At 29.7% G+C, this 20,843-nt stretch carries 16 protein-coding genes; 7 read left to right on the top strand and 9 right to left on the bottom strand.

The annotated features are described in order from the left end of the window. Positions 1 to 65: 65 nt before the first annotated feature. Together CHB63_RS07885 and CHB63_RS07880 are read left to right on the top strand one after the other, a co-directional pair. Positions 66 to 2,807, top strand: a complete 2,742-nt coding sequence (locus tag CHB63_RS07885; RefSeq protein WP_089377908.1) for an endonuclease — start codon at positions 66 to 68, stop codon at positions 2,805 to 2,807. A gap of 146 nt (positions 2,808 to 2,953) precedes the next feature. Further along, the gene (locus CHB63_RS07880) at positions 2,954 to 4,051 is read left to right on the top strand and encodes a CNNM domain-containing protein (RefSeq protein ID WP_089377907.1); all 1,098 of its coding nucleotides are present in this window, start codon (positions 2,954 to 2,956) and stop codon (positions 4,049 to 4,051) included. Here the strand turns inward: CHB63_RS07880 and hflX are convergent. Continuing rightward, on the bottom strand, positions 4,048 to 5,259 hold the full coding sequence (gene hflX / locus CHB63_RS07875; RefSeq protein ID WP_089377906.1) for a GTPase HflX: 1,212 nt from the start codon (positions 5,257 to 5,259) through the stop codon (positions 4,048 to 4,050). The two genes, CHB63_RS07880 and hflX, sit on opposite strands and share 4 nt — an antisense overlap. A gap of 48 nt (positions 5,260 to 5,307) precedes the next feature. After that, a complete protein-coding gene (locus CHB63_RS07870; protein WP_089377905.1) occupies positions 5,308 to 7,320 on the bottom strand; it encodes a tetratricopeptide repeat-containing sensor histidine kinase in 2,013 nt (670 codons plus the stop codon). A 164-nt stretch (positions 7,321 to 7,484) separates the two neighbouring features. Here CHB63_RS07870 and CHB63_RS07865 point away from each other — a divergent pair, with 164 nt between their 5' ends. Continuing rightward, complete coding sequence (locus CHB63_RS07865) at positions 7,485 to 8,456, top strand: endonuclease/exonuclease/phosphatase family protein (protein ID WP_089377904.1); 972 nt, start codon at positions 7,485 to 7,487, stop codon at positions 8,454 to 8,456. A 61-nt stretch (positions 8,457 to 8,517) separates the two neighbouring features. Here CHB63_RS07865 and CHB63_RS07860 read toward each other — a convergent pair whose 3' ends face one another. The 4 genes from CHB63_RS07860 to CHB63_RS07845 all read right to left on the bottom strand — a co-directional run bounded on the left by CHB63_RS07860 (position 8,518) and on the right by CHB63_RS07845 (position 14,671). Beyond that, positions 8,518 to 8,850, bottom strand: coding sequence for a hypothetical protein (locus CHB63_RS07860; protein ID WP_089377903.1), 333 nt, complete (start codon positions 8,848 to 8,850; stop codon positions 8,518 to 8,520). A 320-nt stretch (positions 8,851 to 9,170) separates the two neighbouring features. Continuing rightward, positions 9,171 to 9,497 (bottom strand): hypothetical protein, encoded by a 327-nt coding sequence (locus CHB63_RS07855; protein WP_089377902.1) that lies wholly within the window; start codon positions 9,495 to 9,497, stop codon positions 9,171 to 9,173. A gap of 352 nt (positions 9,498 to 9,849) precedes the next feature. Beyond that, positions 9,850 to 11,907, bottom strand: a complete 2,058-nt coding sequence (locus CHB63_RS07850) for a DUF5689 domain-containing protein (protein WP_089377901.1) — start codon at positions 11,905 to 11,907, stop codon at positions 9,850 to 9,852. Between the two features lie 10 nt (positions 11,908 to 11,917). Further along, the gene (locus tag CHB63_RS07845) at positions 11,918 to 14,671 is read right to left on the bottom strand and encodes a TonB-dependent receptor (RefSeq protein WP_089377900.1); all 2,754 of its coding nucleotides are present in this window, start codon (positions 14,669 to 14,671) and stop codon (positions 11,918 to 11,920) included. 126 nt (positions 14,672 to 14,797) lie between these two features. Here CHB63_RS07845 and CHB63_RS07840 point away from each other — a divergent pair, with 126 nt between their 5' ends. Beyond that, positions 14,798 to 15,844 (top strand): endonuclease/exonuclease/phosphatase family protein, encoded by a 1,047-nt coding sequence (locus CHB63_RS07840; protein ID WP_089377899.1) that lies wholly within the window; start codon positions 14,798 to 14,800, stop codon positions 15,842 to 15,844. Positions 15,845 to 15,934: 90 nt separating this feature from the next. On the opposite strand, the gene recJ is transcribed toward CHB63_RS07840, so the two are convergent. From recJ to CHB63_RS07830, 3 genes are all read right to left on the bottom strand, one after another. Further along, positions 15,935 to 17,632 carry a single-stranded-DNA-specific exonuclease RecJ gene (gene recJ / locus CHB63_RS07835; protein ID WP_089377898.1) on the bottom strand — a complete coding sequence of 566 codons (1,698 nt, stop codon included), beginning with the start codon at positions 17,630 to 17,632 and terminating at the stop codon, positions 15,935 to 15,937. Positions 17,633 to 17,678: 46 nt separating this feature from the next. Further along, on the bottom strand, positions 17,679 to 17,804 hold the full coding sequence (locus CHB63_RS17415; RefSeq protein WP_262494207.1) for a hypothetical protein: 126 nt from the start codon (positions 17,802 to 17,804) through the stop codon (positions 17,679 to 17,681). Between the two features lie 65 nt (positions 17,805 to 17,869). Next, positions 17,870 to 18,289, bottom strand: a complete 420-nt coding sequence (locus tag CHB63_RS07830) for an OsmC family protein (RefSeq protein ID WP_089377897.1) — start codon at positions 18,287 to 18,289, stop codon at positions 17,870 to 17,872. A gap of 155 nt (positions 18,290 to 18,444) precedes the next feature. Here CHB63_RS07830 and CHB63_RS07825 point away from each other — a divergent pair, with 155 nt between their 5' ends. From CHB63_RS07825 to CHB63_RS07815, 3 genes are all read left to right on the top strand, one after another. Then, on the top strand, positions 18,445 to 19,023 hold the full coding sequence (locus CHB63_RS07825; RefSeq protein ID WP_089377896.1) for a hypothetical protein: 579 nt from the start codon (positions 18,445 to 18,447) through the stop codon (positions 19,021 to 19,023). 8 nt (positions 19,024 to 19,031) lie between these two features. Continuing rightward, positions 19,032 to 20,462 (top strand): flotillin family protein, encoded by a 1,431-nt coding sequence (locus CHB63_RS07820; RefSeq protein ID WP_089377895.1) that lies wholly within the window; start codon positions 19,032 to 19,034, stop codon positions 20,460 to 20,462. A gap of 82 nt (positions 20,463 to 20,544) precedes the next feature. Beyond that, positions 20,545 to 20,829 (top strand): hypothetical protein, encoded by a 285-nt coding sequence (locus CHB63_RS07815; protein WP_089377894.1) that lies wholly within the window; start codon positions 20,545 to 20,547, stop codon positions 20,827 to 20,829. Positions 20,830 to 20,843: the final 14 nt, after the last annotated feature.

Genomic DNA, 20,843 nt, shown 5'->3' with positions numbered 1-20,843 from the left:
AATTAGTAATAAGTTTGTGAAATCTTATCCTATAATTTAGATGAATTTTAATAAAAATACTTTTAATGCATTCAACAAACACAAAAAACACTAAGGCATTTAAGAATCTTTTGAATTCTATTTTTTTGTTTTTATTCGTAATTCCATTTTATGGCCAAGTTCAATCGTATTATAACGGGCTTGATTTAACAAAAACTGAAAATGAATTATTTGTAGAGTTATCGAATCGAATATCTTCAACTCATACCGCAATTCCTTATACTTCGGGGTCCACTGACACATGGGATGTTTTAAAGACGGTTGATGAAGACCCTACGAACGCTAATAATGTTTTACTTATTTATGGATTTGATGATAATGATGGAATTTCAGATACGGATAGAACTAGAGATAAAAACTTGCAAGATACAGGTGGTGGTGACCCTGGTAAATGGAATAGAGAACATGTTTTTGCAAAATCTTTAGCCAAACCAAATTTGGGTACTGATGAACCCGGACCTGGTACAGATGTTAACAATCTAAAACCAGCAGATGCTGATAGAAATTCATTAAGAAGCAATAGAAAATTTACTACTGGAAATGGAGACTCAAAAATAATATCAACCAATGGTGGCTGGTATCCAGGTGATGAATGGAAAGGAGATGTTGCACGTGTAATAATGTACATGTATTTAAGATATCACGGTGATGGATCTCAAATTTCTCAAACTCAGTGCTTACCTATAGATGTTGGTTTTGGAACACCTTTAACCATAGATTCAAATATGATTGACCTATTTTTAAACTGGAATATCGAAGACCCTGTTTCAGATTTTGAAAATCAAAGAAATGATTATATTGAAACTGTTCAAGGGAATAGAAACCCTTTTATTGATAACCCATATTTAGCAACGCTTATTTGGGGAGGAGTGAACGCCGAAGATACATGGAATTTAAATAACATTACAGATTCTGAAGCTCCTTTAGCTCCAACTAATTTAACATCTTCAAATATTACAGATGATACTGTTGAAATAAATTGGATTGCTTCAACAGATAATATTGGAGTGGTTGATTATTTAATATATTTAGATGGAATCTATTTTAAAACAGCATATACTACAACTTTAATTATATCAGGTTTAAGTGAAAATACCAATTATACTATTTCAGTAAAAGCGAGAGATGCCGCATCCAATTTATCTCTTGAAAGTAATCTAATAAATATTAAAACTCTTGAAGGTCCTTTAGTCTTGTTTTCAGAAGATTTTAATAATTGTAGCACCATAAACTTTTTTACATACAGTGAAGAAAGTAATAAAGACTGGGCTTGTGAAACTCAATTTGGCGAAAACAATTCAGGTTCTATGGGTATTAACGGTTATCAACAAGATGTATTTAGTAGAGATTGGTTAATAACCAACACTTCAATTAATTTTGACGAAAATACTGGTGAAAAAATCAGTTTTTATACTGATGCCGCTTATGGAACAACACCTTTAGAATTGGTTTATTCAACTGATTATGATGGTTTAAGTAGTCCAGAAAGTTTTACTTGGGTATCGGTTCCAAACATTACAATTCCAGTTCATTCTGATGGTGGCGGAACAGAAGAAATTTATTCCTTTTCAGATATTGATATAAGTTCTATTACTGGAACCGTTTATTTTGCTTTTAAATACTACTCAAATAATGATCCAACTCGATGGACTGTTGATAATTTTGAAATTATTGCAGATAATAATGATGATGTTGATGATGATGGTGTTTTGAACGAAGATGATTTATGCTCTGGAACACCCGCTGGCGAAAGTGTAGATGCTAATGGTTGTTCTATGGGACAATTAGATGATGATAATGATGGAGTACAAAACAGTGACGATTTATGCCCAAGTTCGCCAATTGGAGCAACTGTAAATACTTCTGGTTGCGCAGAAAGTCAGTTAGATGATGACGAAGATGGAGTTATGAATAATTTAGATTTATGTGAAAATACACCGAATGGAGAAATTGTAAATGCAGCTGGTTGTTCTAATGGGCAATTGGATGATGATAACGATGGGGTTATAAACTATGATGACCTTTGTCCGAATAGTACAGTAGGAAGTAATGTTGATACCAATGGATGTTTCAAATTAACTTCTAATAATTTTAAAATTGAATCAATTAGCGAAACTTGTCCAAATAAAAATAACGGTCAAATTTTAATAACCGTTATTGAAACATTTGATTATGTTGCAACTATTAATGGAACCAACTATAATTTTACAAAGTCCGGTTTAACTGTTGATAATTTACCTCCCGCTTCATATGATATTTGTATTACCATTTCAGGTGAAAATTATGAGCAGTGTTTTAACGTTGAAATTGATGAAGGAATAACAATTTCTGGGAAGTCAACATCTGTTTCCGGTAAAGTTTCGTTTGATATTGAACAAGGTACTGCTCCTTTTATAGTGCTTGTAAATGACCAAAAAACTTTAGAAACATATTCTCCAACATTTGTAATTAATGCAAAACATGGAGATATTATCCAAGTTAAATCTAGTGTTTCCTGTGAAGGAGTTTTTTCTAAAACAGTTGATTCGTTTAGTGAAATTTTAGCATATCCAAACCCTTCAAAAGGGAATTTTGAAATAGCTTTACCAATTTCTCAGAAAGAAGTTACTATTGAAATCTATAATATTCAATCACAATTGATTTCAATAAAAGAATATCCTATAATTTATGGTAAAGTTCAATTAAATATTGAAACTAAACCTACCGGATTATATATGGTAAAAGTGAATTTAGAGGAGCCTGTTTTATTAAAAATAATTAAAGAATAATTAACCAAAAGTCAAAAAAAGACATTGCTTTTAACTTTAAGGAATGTCTTTTTTTGGTTTAAATATCAGTAAGGATTTAAAATTTATTTTTCTGCAAAATATTAACTAAATTTAATTACCTATTTTAGCAATTAAACATATATAAAATGTCATTACTCTTACTTTACGCATCTTTATCTATCTTTTTTTCATTTTTATGCTCAATATTAGAAGCTGTATTATTAAGCATTACTCCTACTTTTATTAAAATTAAAAAACAAGAAGGTAAACGTTTTGCAGATGCCCTAACCACCTTAAAAAAAGATGTTGACAAACCTTTAATTGCAATTTTAACTGTAAATACAATAGCTCATACGGTAGGTGCTATTTTAGTTGGAGTTCAAGCCGATACTCTTGATTTTAAAATCAATTTTTTTGGAATAAATATGGTTGGTATTGTTTCGGCAATTATGACTTTTTTAATTTTAGTTGTTTCCGAAATAATTCCAAAAACAATTGGTGCAACCTATTGGAAACAACTGGCTAATTTTACAGCTAAAGCATTGGTTGTATTAATATTCCCTTTAAAATGGACAGGAATTTTATGGCTTTTACAATTAACAACAAAATTAATTGGCGGAAAGGGAGCACATGGCTCAATTTTAAGTAGAGAAGATTTTCATGCAATGACTGATATTGCACAAAAAGAAGGTGTTTTTGAAGAAAGTGAAGGTGCTATAATTAAAAATTTACTTTCGTTTAAAGAAGTTTTGGCAAAAGACATTATGACTCCAAGAACTGTTATGATAATTGCTTCAGAAGAAATGACCATTCAAGCATTTTTTGAAAAATATCCTAAACTTCAATTTTCCAGAATCCCTATCTACAACAATACTTCTGATAATATTACCGGATTTATTTTAAAAAGTGAAGTTTTAGAGGAGATAATTATAGGGAATGGAAATGATAAACTATCAAAAATTAAGCGTGAAATTTTAGTAACAAATAGAAATTTACCTATTCCTAATTTATTTGAAAGATTTGTTGCTAAAAGAGAACACATTGCCTTAGTTGTTGATGAATACGGTTCATTAAGTGGTTTGGTAACTATGGAAGATGTAATTGAAACGCTGTTAGGTTTAGAAATAATGGACGAAAGTGATAATGTTGCAGATCTACAGTCTATGGCTCGAAAAAGTTGGGAAACCAGAGCTAAAAAAATAGGTTTAATTGAAGAGAGAAAGACAGATGAAGAAGAAAATTAATTTCCTTCTTCATATTCTTCATATAAAAAATCGTTATAAGGAAAACGAGTAATATGAATTTTCTTTACTTCTTTAAAAACCTTTTCTCTAAAATCTTCTAAATTTTCTTTATTCAAGGCTGAAATAAAAATACAGTTATTATCTAACTTATTCATCCACGTTTTTTCCCACTCCTCTAGGGTATAATGTACTTTTGTTTTTTCGGTTACTATATCATCTTCATCAATAGTTTCATGCTGGTATGCATCAATTTTATTAAAAACCATAATAGTTGGTTTATCTGCACTTTTAATTTCGTCCAAAATTTTATTTACTGAAGCAATATGATCTTCAAAATTAGGATGAGAAATATCTACAACATGTAATAATAAATCAGCCTCACGCACCTCATCTAAGGTAGATTTAAAAGATTCAACTAACTGCGTTGGTAACTTTCTAATAAACCCAACCGTATCGGTTAATAAAAAAGGAATGTTTTTAATTACAACTTTTCTAACGGTGGTATCCAGAGTTGCAAACAACTTGTTTTCCGCAAAAACATCGCTTTTACTTACTACATTCATTAAGGTTGACTTCCCAACATTGGTATAACCAACTAAAGCAACACGCACCATTTTACCGCGGTTTTTACGTTGCACGGCCATTTGCTTATCTATTACTTTTAGTTTTGCCTTTAGCAAAACAATTTTATCTCTAATTATACGTCTATCAGTTTCAATCTCTGTTTCACCAGGCCCTCTTAAACCAATTCCTCCTTTTTGACGTTCTAAATGCGTCCAAAGTCTGGTTAATCTGGGTAATAAATATTGGCATTGTGCTAATTCCACCTGAGTACGTGCGTAACTTGTTTGGGCTCTTTTTGCAAAAATATCGAGTATTAAATTTGTTCTATCCAACACTTTACAATCCAATACTTTTTCAATATTGCGTAACTGAGAAGAAGAAAGTTCATCATCAAAAATAGCAGTCTCAATATGATGAGTTGCCATATAACGCTTAACCTCTTCTAACTTCCCCGTACCTATAAAGGTTTTAGGGTGTGGCATTTCTAATTTTTGAGTAAAACGTTTAACAGCAACACCTCCTGCCGTTAATGTTAAAAATTCCAACTCATCTAAATATTCATTTGCCTGATCTTCATCTTGGTGTTGAGTTACAACTCCTATTAAAACGGCTTCTTCAGATGTCACTTTTTTTTCTTCTATCATGTTGCAAATTTACAAATAAGTTTATTTGAAAACACCAAATGATATTTTTTAATAAGGTAAATTAAAATAAAAGGTTGTTCCAACTCCTTTTTCAGACTCTAACCAAATCTTTCCTCCTAATAAAGTAACTAGTCCTTTACAAATACTCAGTCCTAAACCATTGCCTTCTTTAAAATTATTTTCACCAGCTTGAGAAAATCGATCAAATATAATTTCAAATTTGTTTTTTGAAATTCCACAACCTGTATCTTTTACATAAAACTCAACATGAGGTTTGTTATTAATCTTCAATATTTTACATCCAACCTCAACAAAACCCTCATCCGTAAATTTAATTGCGTTATTAACTAAATTATTTATTATTTGAATAAATCTATTTTGATCTGTTTTAATTATTAAATCCTCTTGATATAGCGGTACCGCTAACGAAAGTTTAATGTCCTTTTTTATCAAATCTATATTTGAATTTTTCTGAATTTCAATAATCTCTTTTAAAGTTGATTTAACATTTACTTCTTGTACATCTACTTTTAATTGATTTGATTCAATTTTAGAAATATCAATAATATCATTTATAATTGTCATTAATCTTTCTCCCGAATTATTAATAATATCTACAAACCGGTCTCTTTTTACAGGTTCTAAATCTGGATTCTTTAAAAAGCTAGAAAAACCCATTATGGCATTCATTGGAGTTCTAATCTCATGGCTCATATTTGCTAAAAAGGCAGATTTTAAATGATCACTTTCTTCAACTTTTTCTTTTTCAATTGCTAATAAACTATATGCTTTTTTTCTTTCTTTTCTTTGTCTAACTAGCAAAAAAGTTAAAATTAAAAAGAGTAAACTTAAAACTACAAGGAACGTATTTAGTTTTTTTTGATTGATTAATTCCAACTTTCTTGCTTCTTCATTTTTAGTAAGTAACCCAATTTGTTTTTCTTGATTTTCAAGCTCATACAAAACTTCTAACTTATCCAATTCCTCTACTTCTTTAATAGTTGCAATACTATCTGTGTATTTCCTAAATATCTTTTGGTTTTTATAAGCACTTTTATAATCTTCTAATGCTTCATAAGCGGTACTTAAATAATCATGATTATTATATTCTTTATACTTCCATGAAACATGTTTTGAACTTTCTAAACTCTTGTTGGAATATAAAATGGCTTTTCTATATTTTTTTAATTGTAAATAAGTAACTGCAATATTCGCATAGTTTAATGGATCTAAAGATTTATATTGAAATCGTTTAGATAATTCAATAGATTTATTGAAATACTCTAAAGCCTTTTCATATTCTCCACTAACAAAATAACAATCTCCAATGTTTGTGTAATTTATTGCTATCCCTTCGAAATCATTAAGTTCCTCACATAACTCGATAGATTTTAAATAATAAACCATGCCCTCATCAATCCTTCCTTGATCCGCAATTACATTTCCCATGTTAATAGAACTTGTCGCAAGCCCCTCTTTAGAATCCAAATCACAATATATTTCATGAGCTTTTAAAAAATACACTTCTGCCTTTTCATATGCATTTTGATTATAATATGCATTTCCAAATTGAATATAAACATCAGCTTCCCCATATTTTTCATTTATTTTTTTATAAATATCTAAGGATTTGAAATAATATTCAAAGGATTTGTCATATGAACTAAGATACGAAAAGCTCTCTCCGATATAGTAATATGCATCCGCAACACCTCTATCATCGTCAATTGATCTATATAGTTCAATTGATTTCAAATAATACTCTAATGAATTTTTATATTCTTCTTTATAATTTAAAAAATTACCTATTCGCAATAAACAGGTTGCTTCATTTTTTATGCTGTTAGTCTCTTTGGATAAATCTAAGGCTTGTTTATAAAAAGTATAAGCAGTATCAGGATATGTTCGATAATACTCGTCTCCTTTATCAATTAATACTTGAATTTTTAAAGTATCATTTTTAGAAGTGTTTAACTTATTTAACTCGATGTCCTTATAGCCTTGACAATAAACTATATTAACTGAAATTAATAAGAAAATAAAATAAATATATTTAGTCATTAACTACGAGGGGTTTATATTTATTAAATAAAAAATAGAATCTCGGGCAATTTAAAAATTTCTTAATTTATTTAAAGTGACTTTTATCAACTTAGGCACTTTTGTAACATTAGTATCTAAAAATATAATTGAGTAAATTAGGCGTTTCAACTTAATAAATATTTATGTTTTCATATTTCAAATCTCCTGGAAAAATCAATCAAGCCTACACGGTTGCTTTTTATAATCTTGAAAATTTATTTGATACTAAGGACGATCCCAAAACATTAGACGATGATTTTACTCCAAAAGGAAAAAAAAACTGGCACTATAAACGATATAAAAGAAAATTAAAAAAGTTAGGACGTGTTATGGTTCAGTTAGGTACTGAAAGATCTTATCATTCACCAGCAATTATTGGAGTTGTAGAAGTAGAAAATGAATCTGTATTAATTGATCTTGTAAACACAAATAATTTAAAAAATGAACATTATGGCATTGTTCATTACGATTCACCTGATGAACGTGGTATTGATGTTGCGTTACTTTATAAAAAAGAATTATTTGAATTGCTGCACTCCGAAACTTTTGCACTTTATTTAAATGCTGAAAATGGCGAAAGAGACTACACAAGAGATGTTTTAATGGTTAAAGGAAATTTAAATGGTGAGTTGGTTTATATTTTAGTAAATCACTGGCCTTCTAGAAGAAGTGGCTTAGATTTAACTGAAGAAAAAAGAATAAAAGCCGCAGAATTAGTGTCTGAAATTACTTATAAAATTTATAATGAAACCGAAGATGCCAAAATAATAATTATGGGTGATTTTAATGATGATCCAACTAGTACGAGCGTTAAAAAACATTTAGTTAATGACACATTTTACAACCCAATGGAACGGTTAATTAATACAGGAAATGGAACTTTAAATTATAAAAGTACCTGGCATTTATTTGATCAAATTATTTTTTCTAAAAACTTTATAAGTGTTCAGGAAGAGAAACATTCCTTTAAATATGCCGAAGTTTTTGACAAAACATTTCTAAAGGAATGGAAAGGAAAATATAAAGGAAATCCATTTAGAACTTTTATTGGGAAATGGTATCAGGGAGGTTTTAGTGATCATTTTCCTGTGTATGTATATTTAAAAAAGAATTAAAAATTTTTCATAAAAAAACTCAAACCTATAAAGTTTGAGTTTTAAATTTTTAATACTTTTTTCATACTGCTTTTATTGTTAATGGTATCGTATACACCTTATCTCTTTCACCAGGAGTTTCGAATTTTTTATAATTTAAATTTTTGCGAATAAACTTTACGACATCTTGGTTTTCACAACCAGGACATAAAATAACAATTTCTCCTTCTGAACTAAATGTAAATTTAAGTGTTACAGTCATATCTTCCTCAACTATAAATTCTGGAGATTGTAAAAGTTTTACAATTTGGTTTCTAAGTTCTTTTTTTGAAACATCAGGCGTTTCTGTATTTGCAGCAAATAATCCAGCTGTACTAATTACTAAGGCCAAGGCCAATAATTTTAATTTTCTCATTTTAATAGGTTTTAGTTAAACATTTATTATTACATAAATTTAGAATGAAAAACACCTAAAACCTGCTGATTTTAAGTGATTAACAAATTTTTAACCGAAAAAAATAATATGATATTGATTAAAAAAATTGTCAAATAACGTAAATATGATGTGTACAACTGCTATACTGCTTTTAATAACTTAATTATGATAGATCCCATAAATTTAACTAGTCATTTTATTAACTTAAATTATGTTAAAATATCCATTTTATTATTTTTAAGACAAAAAAAAGCTCAAACTAAATTAGTTTGAGCTTTTTAATAATTATTAAAAAGTTATTATTTTATGTCAATTCCCATAGTATAATGTCTGTTAACTTTACCAGGGTTTTCCAATTTTTTACTATTTAAGTTTTCACGGATAAATGTTAATATTTCTTTATCTCTAGAACTTACTTTTAAAACTACTATTTCACCTTCTGTATTAAATGTAAATGTTACTTTAACAAAAGTTTGTGTTTCAAGAGATGTACTTGAATCTTGTACTAATTCAATAATTTGTTTTCTAATTTCATCTTTAGATATATCTGGGTTTATATTTGAACTTGCAAATAAACTTGTTACTCCCATCATTAAGACAATTGCTAATAATTTAAATTTATTCATAATATTTAATTTTAAGATACGTTAATTTAACTACTCAAATTTACGACTATTTGACCTTTATTTTATGCTATTAGAATATTTAATTCATGTATAACGTTTAATTCATAATTTATAATTATTGTAATTAGAATACGTTTTAGTGTATTTATATGGTAATATTTTAACATTTTTAAGCTATTGTTTTACATTATTAATAATATTAAATGTAATCATTTGGAGCGTTTTTCGGAGTATTTTGATAATTTATTAAATTATTTTACACATCTGAATGCACAGTTCATTCACTAATTACAAATAATCGACAAGGTATTAATATGATAATATTTTAACAATTTTAAGCGTTTGATTTGCATTATCTATAATTTGGATTATAATCATTTGGAGCGTTTTTTGGAGTATTTTGATAATTTATCAAATTATTTGTTGCATTAGAATAAACAGTCCATTCACCAAACGTAAATATTGGATTTGGTTCTAAAACATCTAAATTTCTTACTGCTTGTCCATCTAAATATTCCCAATTTGTTCCATTTCCATCTTCGCCAATAACTCCATAAATATCTATTGTTGCTCCTGTGTTATCAATTAATTCATAAACATCATCCCCATTTCCTGATATATAATTAGATTCCAAAGTTGGAATACTATTAAATATTTCTAAATATCCTGTATTTGCAATAATTACAAAACCACCAACTGGGATAGTGAGTCCAGTTAAATTAACTCCACTTCCTGATACCGAAGTTGAACCATTGAGGTACTTATTTAATTTCCATCCGGATAAATCAATAGCTGTTTCACCAGCATTAAAAAGCTCAACAAACCTTGAAGAAACACTGTTTTTAGGGTCAGCTACTTCAGTTATCATAATTTTTGGAACAATTATAGGGCATACTTCAAAAGCTTCATTAAAAATTACATCATCTATTGATCTAATTTCTAAATGATTGTTTAAAACACCTACAATTGAGCCGTGTCCTGTTGGGAACAATTCATTTGCGAAATTTGCATCCCCATCAGTAAATACTGATAATTTTGTAGGCTCATTGCAAGATTCTAATGTTCGAGTTCCATCATTTGTTCCACTAAAAAATGCAAAAGCAGATTGCAGTTCAGTTTCAACTAACTGAACATCTAAAACCTTTACTAAAGTATTTTGAAATGCAGGATTTTGAATATCTGATACTATTATTTCAGTTGGTACAATAATAAATCTTTCTCCACTATTATAAATAAACTTATCAACTTCCTCTTCATTAATTTCTTTGACACTACTTCCTTTGGCGTAACCTAAAGTTAAAGCTCCATTTTCTTTTGTCATATACAATTTATCCAATTTTACAAAAACCTTATCACCTATATTATAGTGTTCAAAAATATTTTCATTCTCAATTAATAATTGAATCCCTGAAGTCGGATTTTTAATTTCATCCTGAATTACAATACGCTCTTTAAAATTTCCATTTTCATCACTTGAAACCAAGTAACCTTCAATAACATAATTATTACCTACTCCAAATTCGAACAAATTACCAGTATACATTTCCGCAACTTCAGCAATTGTTATGTTTGGTTGTAAAGCATTGGAATAATCACAGCGAGGTTCGGAAAATTTAACATCATCCGTATCACGTAAATACAGCTGATAATCATCGTAATAATTACTAAAAATCGCAACAACACTTCCTTTTCCTTCTGGCAATAATTGATTTTTAAAATCGGAAAAACCGCTATTTCTAACAATTACTTCATCTAACAAATTACAACTCGAATTAAAATTTTCAAGCACCCTATTTACAGTAGTTGTATTATCAACATTGGCATATGGATTTCCAATTTCATTGGCTTTAAACTGAACATTTTCAATTTCCACCAAAATTTCTAACATACTTTTATCAAGTTCATTAATAGTTACTTTTTTTGGAACAATTTCAGCAACTTCACAAGAACGAAAAATGTATTTATCAACCTCTGTCGATGGAATTCTCCCTAAATCAGTATCTTTTGCTAACCCAATTTGGACACTTCCAAAACTATAACCAACTGCCAAACCTTTTAACTTGATGTAAATTTTTCGCCCAACATTATAAGTGGTATAAATATCGGTTCTGTCTATTGAAATCTTTATTGCTACTGTAGGATTTTCTGGTTTATCTTGAATAGAAAGTGACTTATAAATATTACCTGATTTATCGCTTGAAACCACATAACCTTCAATAACAACATCGGTTTCAATTTTAGTAGCACCTCCAAATGTGTACATATCTTTAACCTGACTAATTGTATTTGTTACCATAATTGAAGGCTCGCTACAATCCACAATTGGAGTTGAATAATCAGCATCTTTTACACATCCTGAAAATGCCAAAATAACGAATAGACTTGTTGTTAAATATTTAAAAATTTTCATAGCTTATTTTTTAAAATCTTACATATAAATTTAAATAGTACGAAGCTTTACTCCCGTACCAATATTTTGAACCAAAAATCGGCTTATTGAGTTCTCTATCTTGCTTTAATTCTGGATAATTTGCATTTCTAGCCTGCTCAAAACCGCCAGTTTTAAAAACTTCACTCAACACATTATTTACACCCAAGAAAAAACCAAAATAATAATCATCTATTTTCCAAGACTTTCCTCCAACTAAATTCATCAAAAAGGCATCGTCAAATTTTTCTTGTTTTAGCAATGTATTAACTTGCTCTTGAGATACTTCAACACCTGTTTCTTCATCTAAAAACGAAACTTTATCAGTATCCAAATAAAAATTATCTGTTCTCAATAATGGTGTGATGTCCAAATAGTTATGACTTAATAAGTTTCCATTAATTTGAAACCACCAATAGTTAGGATCTCTGTATTCGAAACCTAATGAATACGCTCTTTGTGGGGTTCCGGAAATACGATAATTTTTTAAATAAGTAGTCCCGAAATCACTATTCTCATCCCTTAAACTTTCCGATTGCAAATACAATTGTGGATTGTTATCATAAGTATATTGTCCAATTGAACCTGCCAAAATCAATTTTACTGTTGGAATAACTTGATATTCAAAACTTAGCTCTGCTCCAATATTTCTCTTATCTACACCAGTTGTTATTTCATTTACAAAATCGGCTTGATCACCTAATAACCCTTCCGCAAAAAAGAAAGAAGTTTCTATCCCATTACTAAATTTTGTGTAAAAAGCAGTGATTCTCGATTGAATTTTTGACAACCTAAAAATATAATTAACATCTCCAGCAATAATTTTTTCACTTGTTAAATTTGGAGTAATATTATTATTTACTCTTGAATTAGAAAAAGCAGTTCTTATTGTTGGTGCATTTGAAACATAAGCTCCATTTGCACTTAATAAATGACGACCTGTTATTTTATAAGTAACTCCTCCTTTTGCACTAAAATCAGAAAAAGATTGCTTTTCTCCTTTCCCAAAAGAGCTATCTGAATAAGTTCCATTTCTATATAAACCCTCTCTTTGATAATTTGTATTTTTATAATTTAACGCGATAAAATAATCTGCTTTCTTTTGTGAAAATTGTAATTGAGCAAAAGCGTTTACAATACTTGCATTTATTGTATAATTATATTGAAATTCATCATTTACACCAACCAAATTATTCAGATTGTTTAAATCGTTTTGTTGCGCAGTCCCTTCTGCATATTGGTCTAAATCCATAAAGCCATTTCCACCTAATAAATCAAGCATATTTGCATAATTATTTGATACTAAATTTTTAAAAGAAACTCCAACATTTAAATTTAAATTATCATTTAAGTTTGATGCTAAAACTGAACTAAAAGATAGCTGTTTATCATCTACTCTGTCTTCATACAAATAATACAGCGAATTACCATTGTCAGCATTTACCTGATATAAATTTTTCCAATTTAATTGTCCATTATTTAAAAACTCCTGCTCGGTTAAATACGCATTTGAATAATCTAAATCATCTTGAAAACGTAAAAAGCTACTTGGTAAATATTTCCAATAAGTTGGATCTGGATTTGGAGCATTAAAATAACCCAATCTGCTATTCCCAATATGGCCAAACTGATAGGCTACAGTTGTTTTTAATGTAGTTTTATCTTTTTCGAAAAAATGACTTAGCATAAGGACAGGTTCAACTATTTCTTTCATTCTAGAATTTCTAAGATCCCCCTCTTGTTTCCCCCAATAAGCATTGTATTTTAATCCTTTTAAATCATATACTTCTTGTGTGTTTGGAGACGATTTCCCTCTTCGGTTTGGCGCTACAAAAGCCGTTAAGTTTAAACTATGATTACTATTAAATTTCTTTTCAGCCGCTATAAAAGAAGCCCAAGCATTATAAGTTGTTCCTTCTAAATAACCTTCTTGAGCAAACCTTCTTGAACCAGAAACAACTAGTGCCCAACCTTTTTTATTGAGCCCCGTTGCATACGTTGCCATTACTCTACCATTATAACTTTTGTTTGCCGAGGCATAAGAAATTTTTCCACCTTGTCGAGATTCTGAAGCTCTTGTAATAAAATTTGTACTTCCTAAAATTCCTCCAAAATTATTTTCAGATGCTTTTATTCCATCCGAAAATTCTTGATTTCTAAATGCATCATTTAATCCTCCCCAATTACTCCATTGTGGTCGGCCATCATATAATTTATTCATTTCGATTCCATTTATTAAAATAGAACCATAACCGGAATCGTAACCCCGAACTTTAAACCAAGCCTGACTAAAATTAAAAGATGCCGCTTTTAAATACGCATCTTTAGAAGATTGGAATAATCCAGCAGTATAATCAGAATTGCTATTGCCATCATCTAATAAATCATCATCTGTTAAGGAGATTAAACTATTATCCTGACGTTCTAAAGTTGAATTTTCTAAATAGATAATTCCTAAATCAATTGAATTAATTTCATTGACTGTTATTGGAATTTTTATAGAAGTATAATCCTCCCTAGTTATAAGAAGCACAAAGTTATTAATAGGAATATTTTCAATTAAAAAACTCCCATTAAGGTCTGTTTCAGTAATAAATTTTGTGTTTTTAATAGTTACAACAACCTCTTCAATAGGTTTTTTAGAGATGGCATCAAGAGTTTTTCCTCGAATATTAAAAGTTGATTGTGCCCTTGAGATATGCCCATAGAGGAAACACAAAAAACCTAATAGAATTAGTTTTTTCATTTGCAATTTTTCTACAATTTAATAAAATTTATTGTTTAATTACAAAACCCACTAAAATTTACTGATGACCAAACAATTATTGGTTCGAATTTTGTTATTAAATTAGCACACCATTAAAAATTACTTATGAGAAGATTTTATTTATACGTCACCTTCATATTTTTTATCTCAACTACAGTTTTCAGTCAAAAAAATTATGAAATTAGAACCGTTGCATTTTATAATTTAGAAAATCTGTTTGATACCGTTGATGACCCAGAAAAAAACGACGAAGCAAGCCCTATGATGGGTATTAAAGAAAATAGAGAAGAAATTTACCTAAAAAAACTTAACAATATGGCTAAAGTTGTTTCAGAAATTGGAGCAAAAGAAACTAAAAATAGTCCCGCAATTATTGGAGTTGCTGAAATTGAAAATCATAAAGTTTTAGAAGATTTATTAAACACAGGCCATTTAAAAAACAAACAATACAGCATTATTCATTATGATTCACCCGATTTAAGAGGAATTGATGTTGCTTTATTATATCAGGAAAAGTATTTTAGACCTATTCAACATGAAACTTTTGAACTAAAATTGTGGGATGAAAATGGTTTTAGAATTTATACCCGAGATCAATTGTTAGTTTCAGGTTATTTAGATGATGAATTAATACATATTATAGTAAATCACTGGCCGTCTCGTCGTGGAGGAGAAGAAAAAAGCAGATCGAAAAGAGAAAAAGCAGCTTATTTAAATACTCAGATAATTGAAAAAATAAAATTGACAGATACAAACCCAAAAGTGATTATTATGGGCGATTTAAATGACGACCCTACTAATTCAAGTCTAAAAAAGATATTAAAAACCAAATCTAAAAAATCTAAAGTAAAAGAAGGTGATATATACAATCCAATGGAGGATATGTTTAGACGTGGACAAAACACCTTAGTGTATAGAGATAATATTAATTTGTTTGATCAGATATTATTTACTTCACCACTTTTAACTACAAAAAAAGATTTCTCAACATATAAAATGTATAAAACCAACATTTTTAATCCTCAATATTTAACTACGCAAAAGGGAAAATACAAAGGGTATCCACATAGAAGTTTTTCAGGAAGTAATTTTATAAATGGATACAGCGATCATTATCCTGTATATATGTATTTGATTAAGGAGAAGAAATAGCATTGAAAAGTCTTCGACAAGCTCAGACTGACTAATGAATTCATTGTCACACTGAGCTTGTCGAAGTGTTTTATCTGTAAGAATTAAAAATTACCCTTCTTGAATATCTTTTATCATCAATTGCAAAGAAGTATTTCCATTCCAATGATTTTCATCAATGTTAAAAGCTGCTTTAAAAGAATTTCCTTTTTGAATTAACTCATATTTATCACCCATACTAAAACCAATAGCATTATAGGTTGATTGATTTGTTCCTTCAAAAATACTTAGTTTTAAATGCGTCTGATCTGCACCAACTTTTTTACCATACCCATTATCTCTTAAGCCTGAAGCCATAAAAACAGGTCTTAAATTTTGAGGCCCAAAAGGAGCCAACTGATTCATAATTCTAAAAAACTTTGGCGAAATTTCTGATAAGTTAATCTCCGTATCAATAGAAATCTCAGGAGTTCTTAATTCTTCGGGCAATGTTTCTTTAACAACTTCCTCAAACTTCGCTTTAAATTTTGGATAGTTTTCTTCAGTTAAAGTTAAACCAGCTGCATATTTATGACCTCCAAATTGTTCTATAAATTCAGCACATTGCTCTAAAGCATTATACACATCAAACCCTTTAACAGAACGAGCCGAAGCAGCTAATTTATCGCCACTTTTTGTAAACACTAAGGTTGGTTTATAATAATTCTCTATAAGTCTAGAAGCCACAATACCAATAACACCTTTATGCCAAGTTTCAGCATAAACAACCGTTGAAAAATTTTGTTGCTCATTATTATCTTCAATTTGTTGTAAAGCTTCATTTGTTATCGTTTTATCTAAATCTTTTCTATCATTATTGTTTTTTTCAATTTCTGAAGCAAATTTAACTGCCGTATCAAAATCAATTTCCGTTAATAATTCAACAGCATAATTACCATGCTTAATTCTACCCGCCGCATTTATTCTTGGCGCAATTATAAAAACAACATCGGTAATCGTTAATTCATTTTTTTCAATTTGATGAATCATTGCCTTAATTCCCGTTCTTGGATTTTTATTGATTATTTGCAATCCAAAATAAGCCAGCACTCTATTTTCACCAGTTATTGGCACAATATCCGCCGCAATTGCAATAGCAACCAAGTCTAAATATGGAATTAAATCGTCAATAGTTTCACCTCTTTTACTTGCCAATGCTTGTATCAATTTGAAACCAACTCCACAACCACATAATTCTTTGTATGGATACTCACAATCTTCACGTTTGGGGTCTAAAACTGCAACTGCATCCGGAATCTCATTTCCAGGTCTGTGATGATCACAAATAATAAAATCGATTCCTTTTTCTTTGGCATAAATCACCTTATCAATTGCTTTAATACCACAATCCAACGCAATAATTAGTGAAACGTCATTGTCTTCGGCAAAATCTATTCCCTGAAAAGATACTCCATAGCCTTCTTCATATCTATCTGGAATATAAGTGGCAATAGTTGGATGAATCGTTTTTAAATAGGAAGAAAGTAATGAAACAGACGTTGTACCATCTACATCATAATCGCCATAAACAAGGATGTTTTCTCCATTTGAAATTGCCGTTTCAATTCTTTCAACAGCTTTATCCATATCTTTCATTAAGAATGGATTGTGCAAATCTTCTAAACTTGGTCGAAAAAAGGCTTTGGCTTGTTCAAAAGTTTCAATTCCACGTTGTACTAATAATTTAGCCAACGTGGACTCAATTCCTAATTCTTGAGCTAATTTAAGTGTAATTTCAGGGTTTGTTTCAGGCTTTAATCTCCAGCGCATAGCATTATTTTTTGTTCAAAAATAGGTAAATTTTTAAACACTAAAATTATTCGGGTTGTTTGTTTTTATACCAAATGTCATTCCTGTGAATACAGGAAACATCTGTCATTGCAAATGCAACATCGTGGAATGTGTCAATTCCACTCAATAACAGTTCGCAAAGATTCTTCATTACGTTATCACTGCATTCAGAATGACAAAACAACTACATCACTGTTTAGGTAAAAGTAAATTCTATTACTTTTCTATATAAATAATTTCGGTAGTTAATTTAGAAAATTGACGAAACATATCTATAACACCGCAGTAGCGATCAACAGAAAGGTTCACTGATTTTTCAATTTTATCTTTTTTGAAATCACTTCCGAAAAACTTATAAATCACATGTACTTTATCGTAATATTTTGGATGTTCATCGGTAAGATTTGCTACTACCTCAATTTTAAAATCATCGACTTCAGCACGCATTTTTTTAAGTAACGAAGCAACATCCATTGCTGTACAACCTGCCAAGGCAGTTAACATCATTGCTTTTGGACGCAATCCTTTTCCTTGTCCACCAGATTCTTCAGCAGCATCAATCATTACGCTTCCTTCGGGAGCTACAGATTCAAAAAGCATTTGACCTTTCCAACTAACTTCAATTTTATTTGTCATTGTTATATTATTTTTTGAACCACAAATTTAAATTAATTTTTTGCCTTTAAACGTAACAATATTAACAAAATAACTACCAATAAATATGAAAGGATAATTATTTAATATTCAACCATTATTTAGTATATTCGATTACTTATTTAAAATTGTACTCTATGAAAGAATTTTTTGACGGTATGTCATCCCTAGAACAAACTTATTGGATTATTGCTTTAATAGGTTCTGTAGTTTTTTTAATCGTTTTTATTTTAACTTTTATTGGCGGTGGAGATGCAGATATGGAAGCCGATGCTTCTGATTTTGAAGCAGATGACGGTGGTGTAGGCTTTCAATTTTTTACATTTAAAAATATAGTTGCATTTTTTACCATTTTTGGTTGGACAGGTGTTACTTGTGTTGATAACGACCTTTCAACAACTGCAACTTTAATTATCTCTACAATTGCAGGTTTAGCAATGATGGTTTTAACAACTTTATTGTTCTTTTGGATGCATAAATTAGCTGAATCGGGTACCTTAAAAATGAAAAATGCCATTGGAGTTATTGGAGAAGTTTATTTACCAATTGGAGCTAATCGAACTAAAATGGGAAAAGTACAAATTAAAGTACAAGGAAGTTTACGCGAATTGGAAGCAATAACTGATGAACTTGAAGATTTAAAAACAGGTACAATGGTTAAAGTTTCTAAAATTGTAAGTGCCGAAATATTACTTGTTGAAAAAATATCTAAATAAAAATAACTATGAATTTATTATCAATTTTATTACCATTACAAGCTGGACTAACAGGTGTATATTTAGTTGGAGCCATTATATTTATAATAGTTGTTTTCTTCTTTTCTATGATAAGAAGATACAAACGTTGTCCTTCTGATAGAATACTGGTTGTATACGGAAAAACAGGTGGCGGCCAATCGGCAAAATGCATTCACGGTGGTGCCTCTTTTATTTGGCCAATTATACAAGATTATGAGTTTTTGGATTTAACTCCAATGTCAATTGAAGTTAATTTAACCAATGCATTAAGTAAACAAAATATACGTGTAAATGTACCTTCTCGTTTTACAATAGGTATTTCAACTGAACCAAGTGTTATGCAAAATGCTGCTGAACGTTTGTTAGGTTTAACATTAGATGCTGTTCAAGATTTAGCACAAGAAATTATTTTTGGTCAGTTACGTTTGGTTGTAGCTTCAATGGATATTGAGGAAATTAATTCAGACAGAGATCAATTCTTATCACATATTACACACAGTGTTGAGGCGGAATTAAAAAAAGTAGGTTTAAAATTAATCAACGTAAATATTACCGATATTCATGATGAATCAGGTTATATTGAAGCTTTAGGTAAAGAAGCGGCTGCAAAAGCTATAAACGAAGCAAAAGTTTCTGTTGCTCAAAAAGTAAGAGATGGTTCTATTGGTGAAGCCAACGCAATGCAAGATCAACGTATTCAGGTGGCTGCTGCTAATGCAAATGCAGTGCACGGAGAAAATACTGCAAAAGTACAGGTTGCAAATTCAAATGCAGATAGAAGATCACGTGAAGCCGAAGCTGAAAAAATTGCAATTGCTTCAGAAAAAGTTCAAGCCGCAAAAGCATTAGAAGAAGCTTATGCCGCTGAGCAAATTGCTGAAAATGCAAGAGCAAAACGAAAAGAAGCCGAACAAGGAGCTGATATTATTGTGCCTGCTAAAATTGACAAGCAAAAAATTGAAATTGATGCTGAAGCTGAAGCTGAACAAATCAGACGTATTGCAAAAGGTGAAGCGGATGCAATCTTTATGAAAAAAGAAGCTGAAGCAAAAGGTATGTATGAGATTTTAACCAAACAAGCTTTAGGTTTAGAACAAATTGTAAAAGCTGCCGGTGATGATGCCAAAGATGCTGTATTATTATTAGTTGCTGATAAATTACCTGAATTGGTTAAAACACAAGCTGAAGCAATTAAAAATATTAAAATTGATAAAGTAACTGTTTGGGAAAATGGTGGAGGAAAAGATGGTAAAACTTCCACTTCCAACTTTATTTCTGGAATGTACAAAGCAGTACCTCCTTTACAAGAAATGTTTAATATGGCTGGTATGCAATTACCTGGTTATTTAAAAGGAGAAGAGGTTAAAGATATTACAAATGAAGAGCCTTCTGAAAATAAATCAGATAAAAAAGAGTAACCATCTTTAATTTATAAAATTTTAAAAATCCATATCTCCTGTATTAAGAAATATGGATTTTTAAATTAAAAAACAATTTATTATGAGTTTTGGATCAGGTTCCATACCGGGTTATCTAGAAAGATTAAGAAACAGTAAAATTCGCAAAGCTAATCGCCAAAAAGAATTTAGAGGTGGGAATAATTATTCAAATGTAAAAAACATAAAAACTGAATACAATTTTCCCAAAACTAGCGGTTATAATTTCTCAGAAATAAAGAAAAAAATTCGAAAAGAAGCGCTACTAGAAAATAAAAAGCAATTACTCTTTTGGATTATTGGCGCTGTTGCTGTTTTAATAATTATTCTACTATTTAATTATTACTAAAAAAATAGAGAATA

This window comes from Lutibacter flavus (assembly GCF_900188355.1).
In the GTDB taxonomy this organism is placed as follows: Bacteria; Bacteroidota; Bacteroidia; order Flavobacteriales; family Flavobacteriaceae; genus Lutibacter; species Lutibacter flavus.
This window is presented reverse-complemented; position numbering and strand designations above follow the sequence as displayed.

Coding starts and splice junctions, on each gene's coding strand:
- CHB63_RS07865 (WP_089377904.1), top strand. CDS start 7,485: ATGTTTTCATATTTCAAATCTCCTGGAAAAATCAATCAAGCCTACACG.
- CHB63_RS07815 (WP_089377894.1), top strand. CDS start 20,545: ATGAGTTTTGGATCAGGTTCCATACCGGGTTATCTAGAAAGATTAAGA.
- CHB63_RS07885 (WP_089377908.1), top strand. CDS start 66: ATGCATTCAACAAACACAAAAAACACTAAGGCATTTAAGAATCTTTTG.
- CHB63_RS17415 (WP_262494207.1), bottom strand. CDS start 17,804: ATGAAGAATCTTTGCGAACTGTTATTGAGTGGAATTGACACATTCCAC.
- hflX (WP_089377906.1), bottom strand. CDS start 5,259: ATGATAGAAGAAAAAAAAGTGACATCTGAAGAAGCCGTTTTAATAGGA.
- CHB63_RS07870 (WP_089377905.1), bottom strand. CDS start 7,320: ATGACTAAATATATTTATTTTATTTTCTTATTAATTTCAGTTAATATA.
- CHB63_RS07880 (WP_089377907.1), top strand. CDS start 2,954: ATGTCATTACTCTTACTTTACGCATCTTTATCTATCTTTTTTTCATTT.
- CHB63_RS07845 (WP_089377900.1), bottom strand. CDS start 14,671: ATGAAAAAACTAATTCTATTAGGTTTTTTGTGTTTCCTCTATGGGCAT.
- CHB63_RS07855 (WP_089377902.1), bottom strand. CDS start 9,497: ATGAATAAATTTAAATTATTAGCAATTGTCTTAATGATGGGAGTAACA.
- recJ (WP_089377898.1), bottom strand. CDS start 17,632: ATGCGCTGGAGATTAAAGCCTGAAACAAACCCTGAAATTACACTTAAA.
- CHB63_RS07825 (WP_089377896.1), top strand. CDS start 18,445: ATGAAAGAATTTTTTGACGGTATGTCATCCCTAGAACAAACTTATTGG.
- CHB63_RS07820 (WP_089377895.1), top strand. CDS start 19,032: ATGAATTTATTATCAATTTTATTACCATTACAAGCTGGACTAACAGGT.
- CHB63_RS07840 (WP_089377899.1), top strand. CDS start 14,798: ATGAGAAGATTTTATTTATACGTCACCTTCATATTTTTTATCTCAACT.
- CHB63_RS07850 (WP_089377901.1), bottom strand. CDS start 11,907: ATGAAAATTTTTAAATATTTAACAACAAGTCTATTCGTTATTTTGGCA.
- CHB63_RS07860 (WP_089377903.1), bottom strand. CDS start 8,850: ATGAGAAAATTAAAATTATTGGCCTTGGCCTTAGTAATTAGTACAGCT.
- CHB63_RS07830 (WP_089377897.1), bottom strand. CDS start 18,289: ATGACAAATAAAATTGAAGTTAGTTGGAAAGGTCAAATGCTTTTTGAA.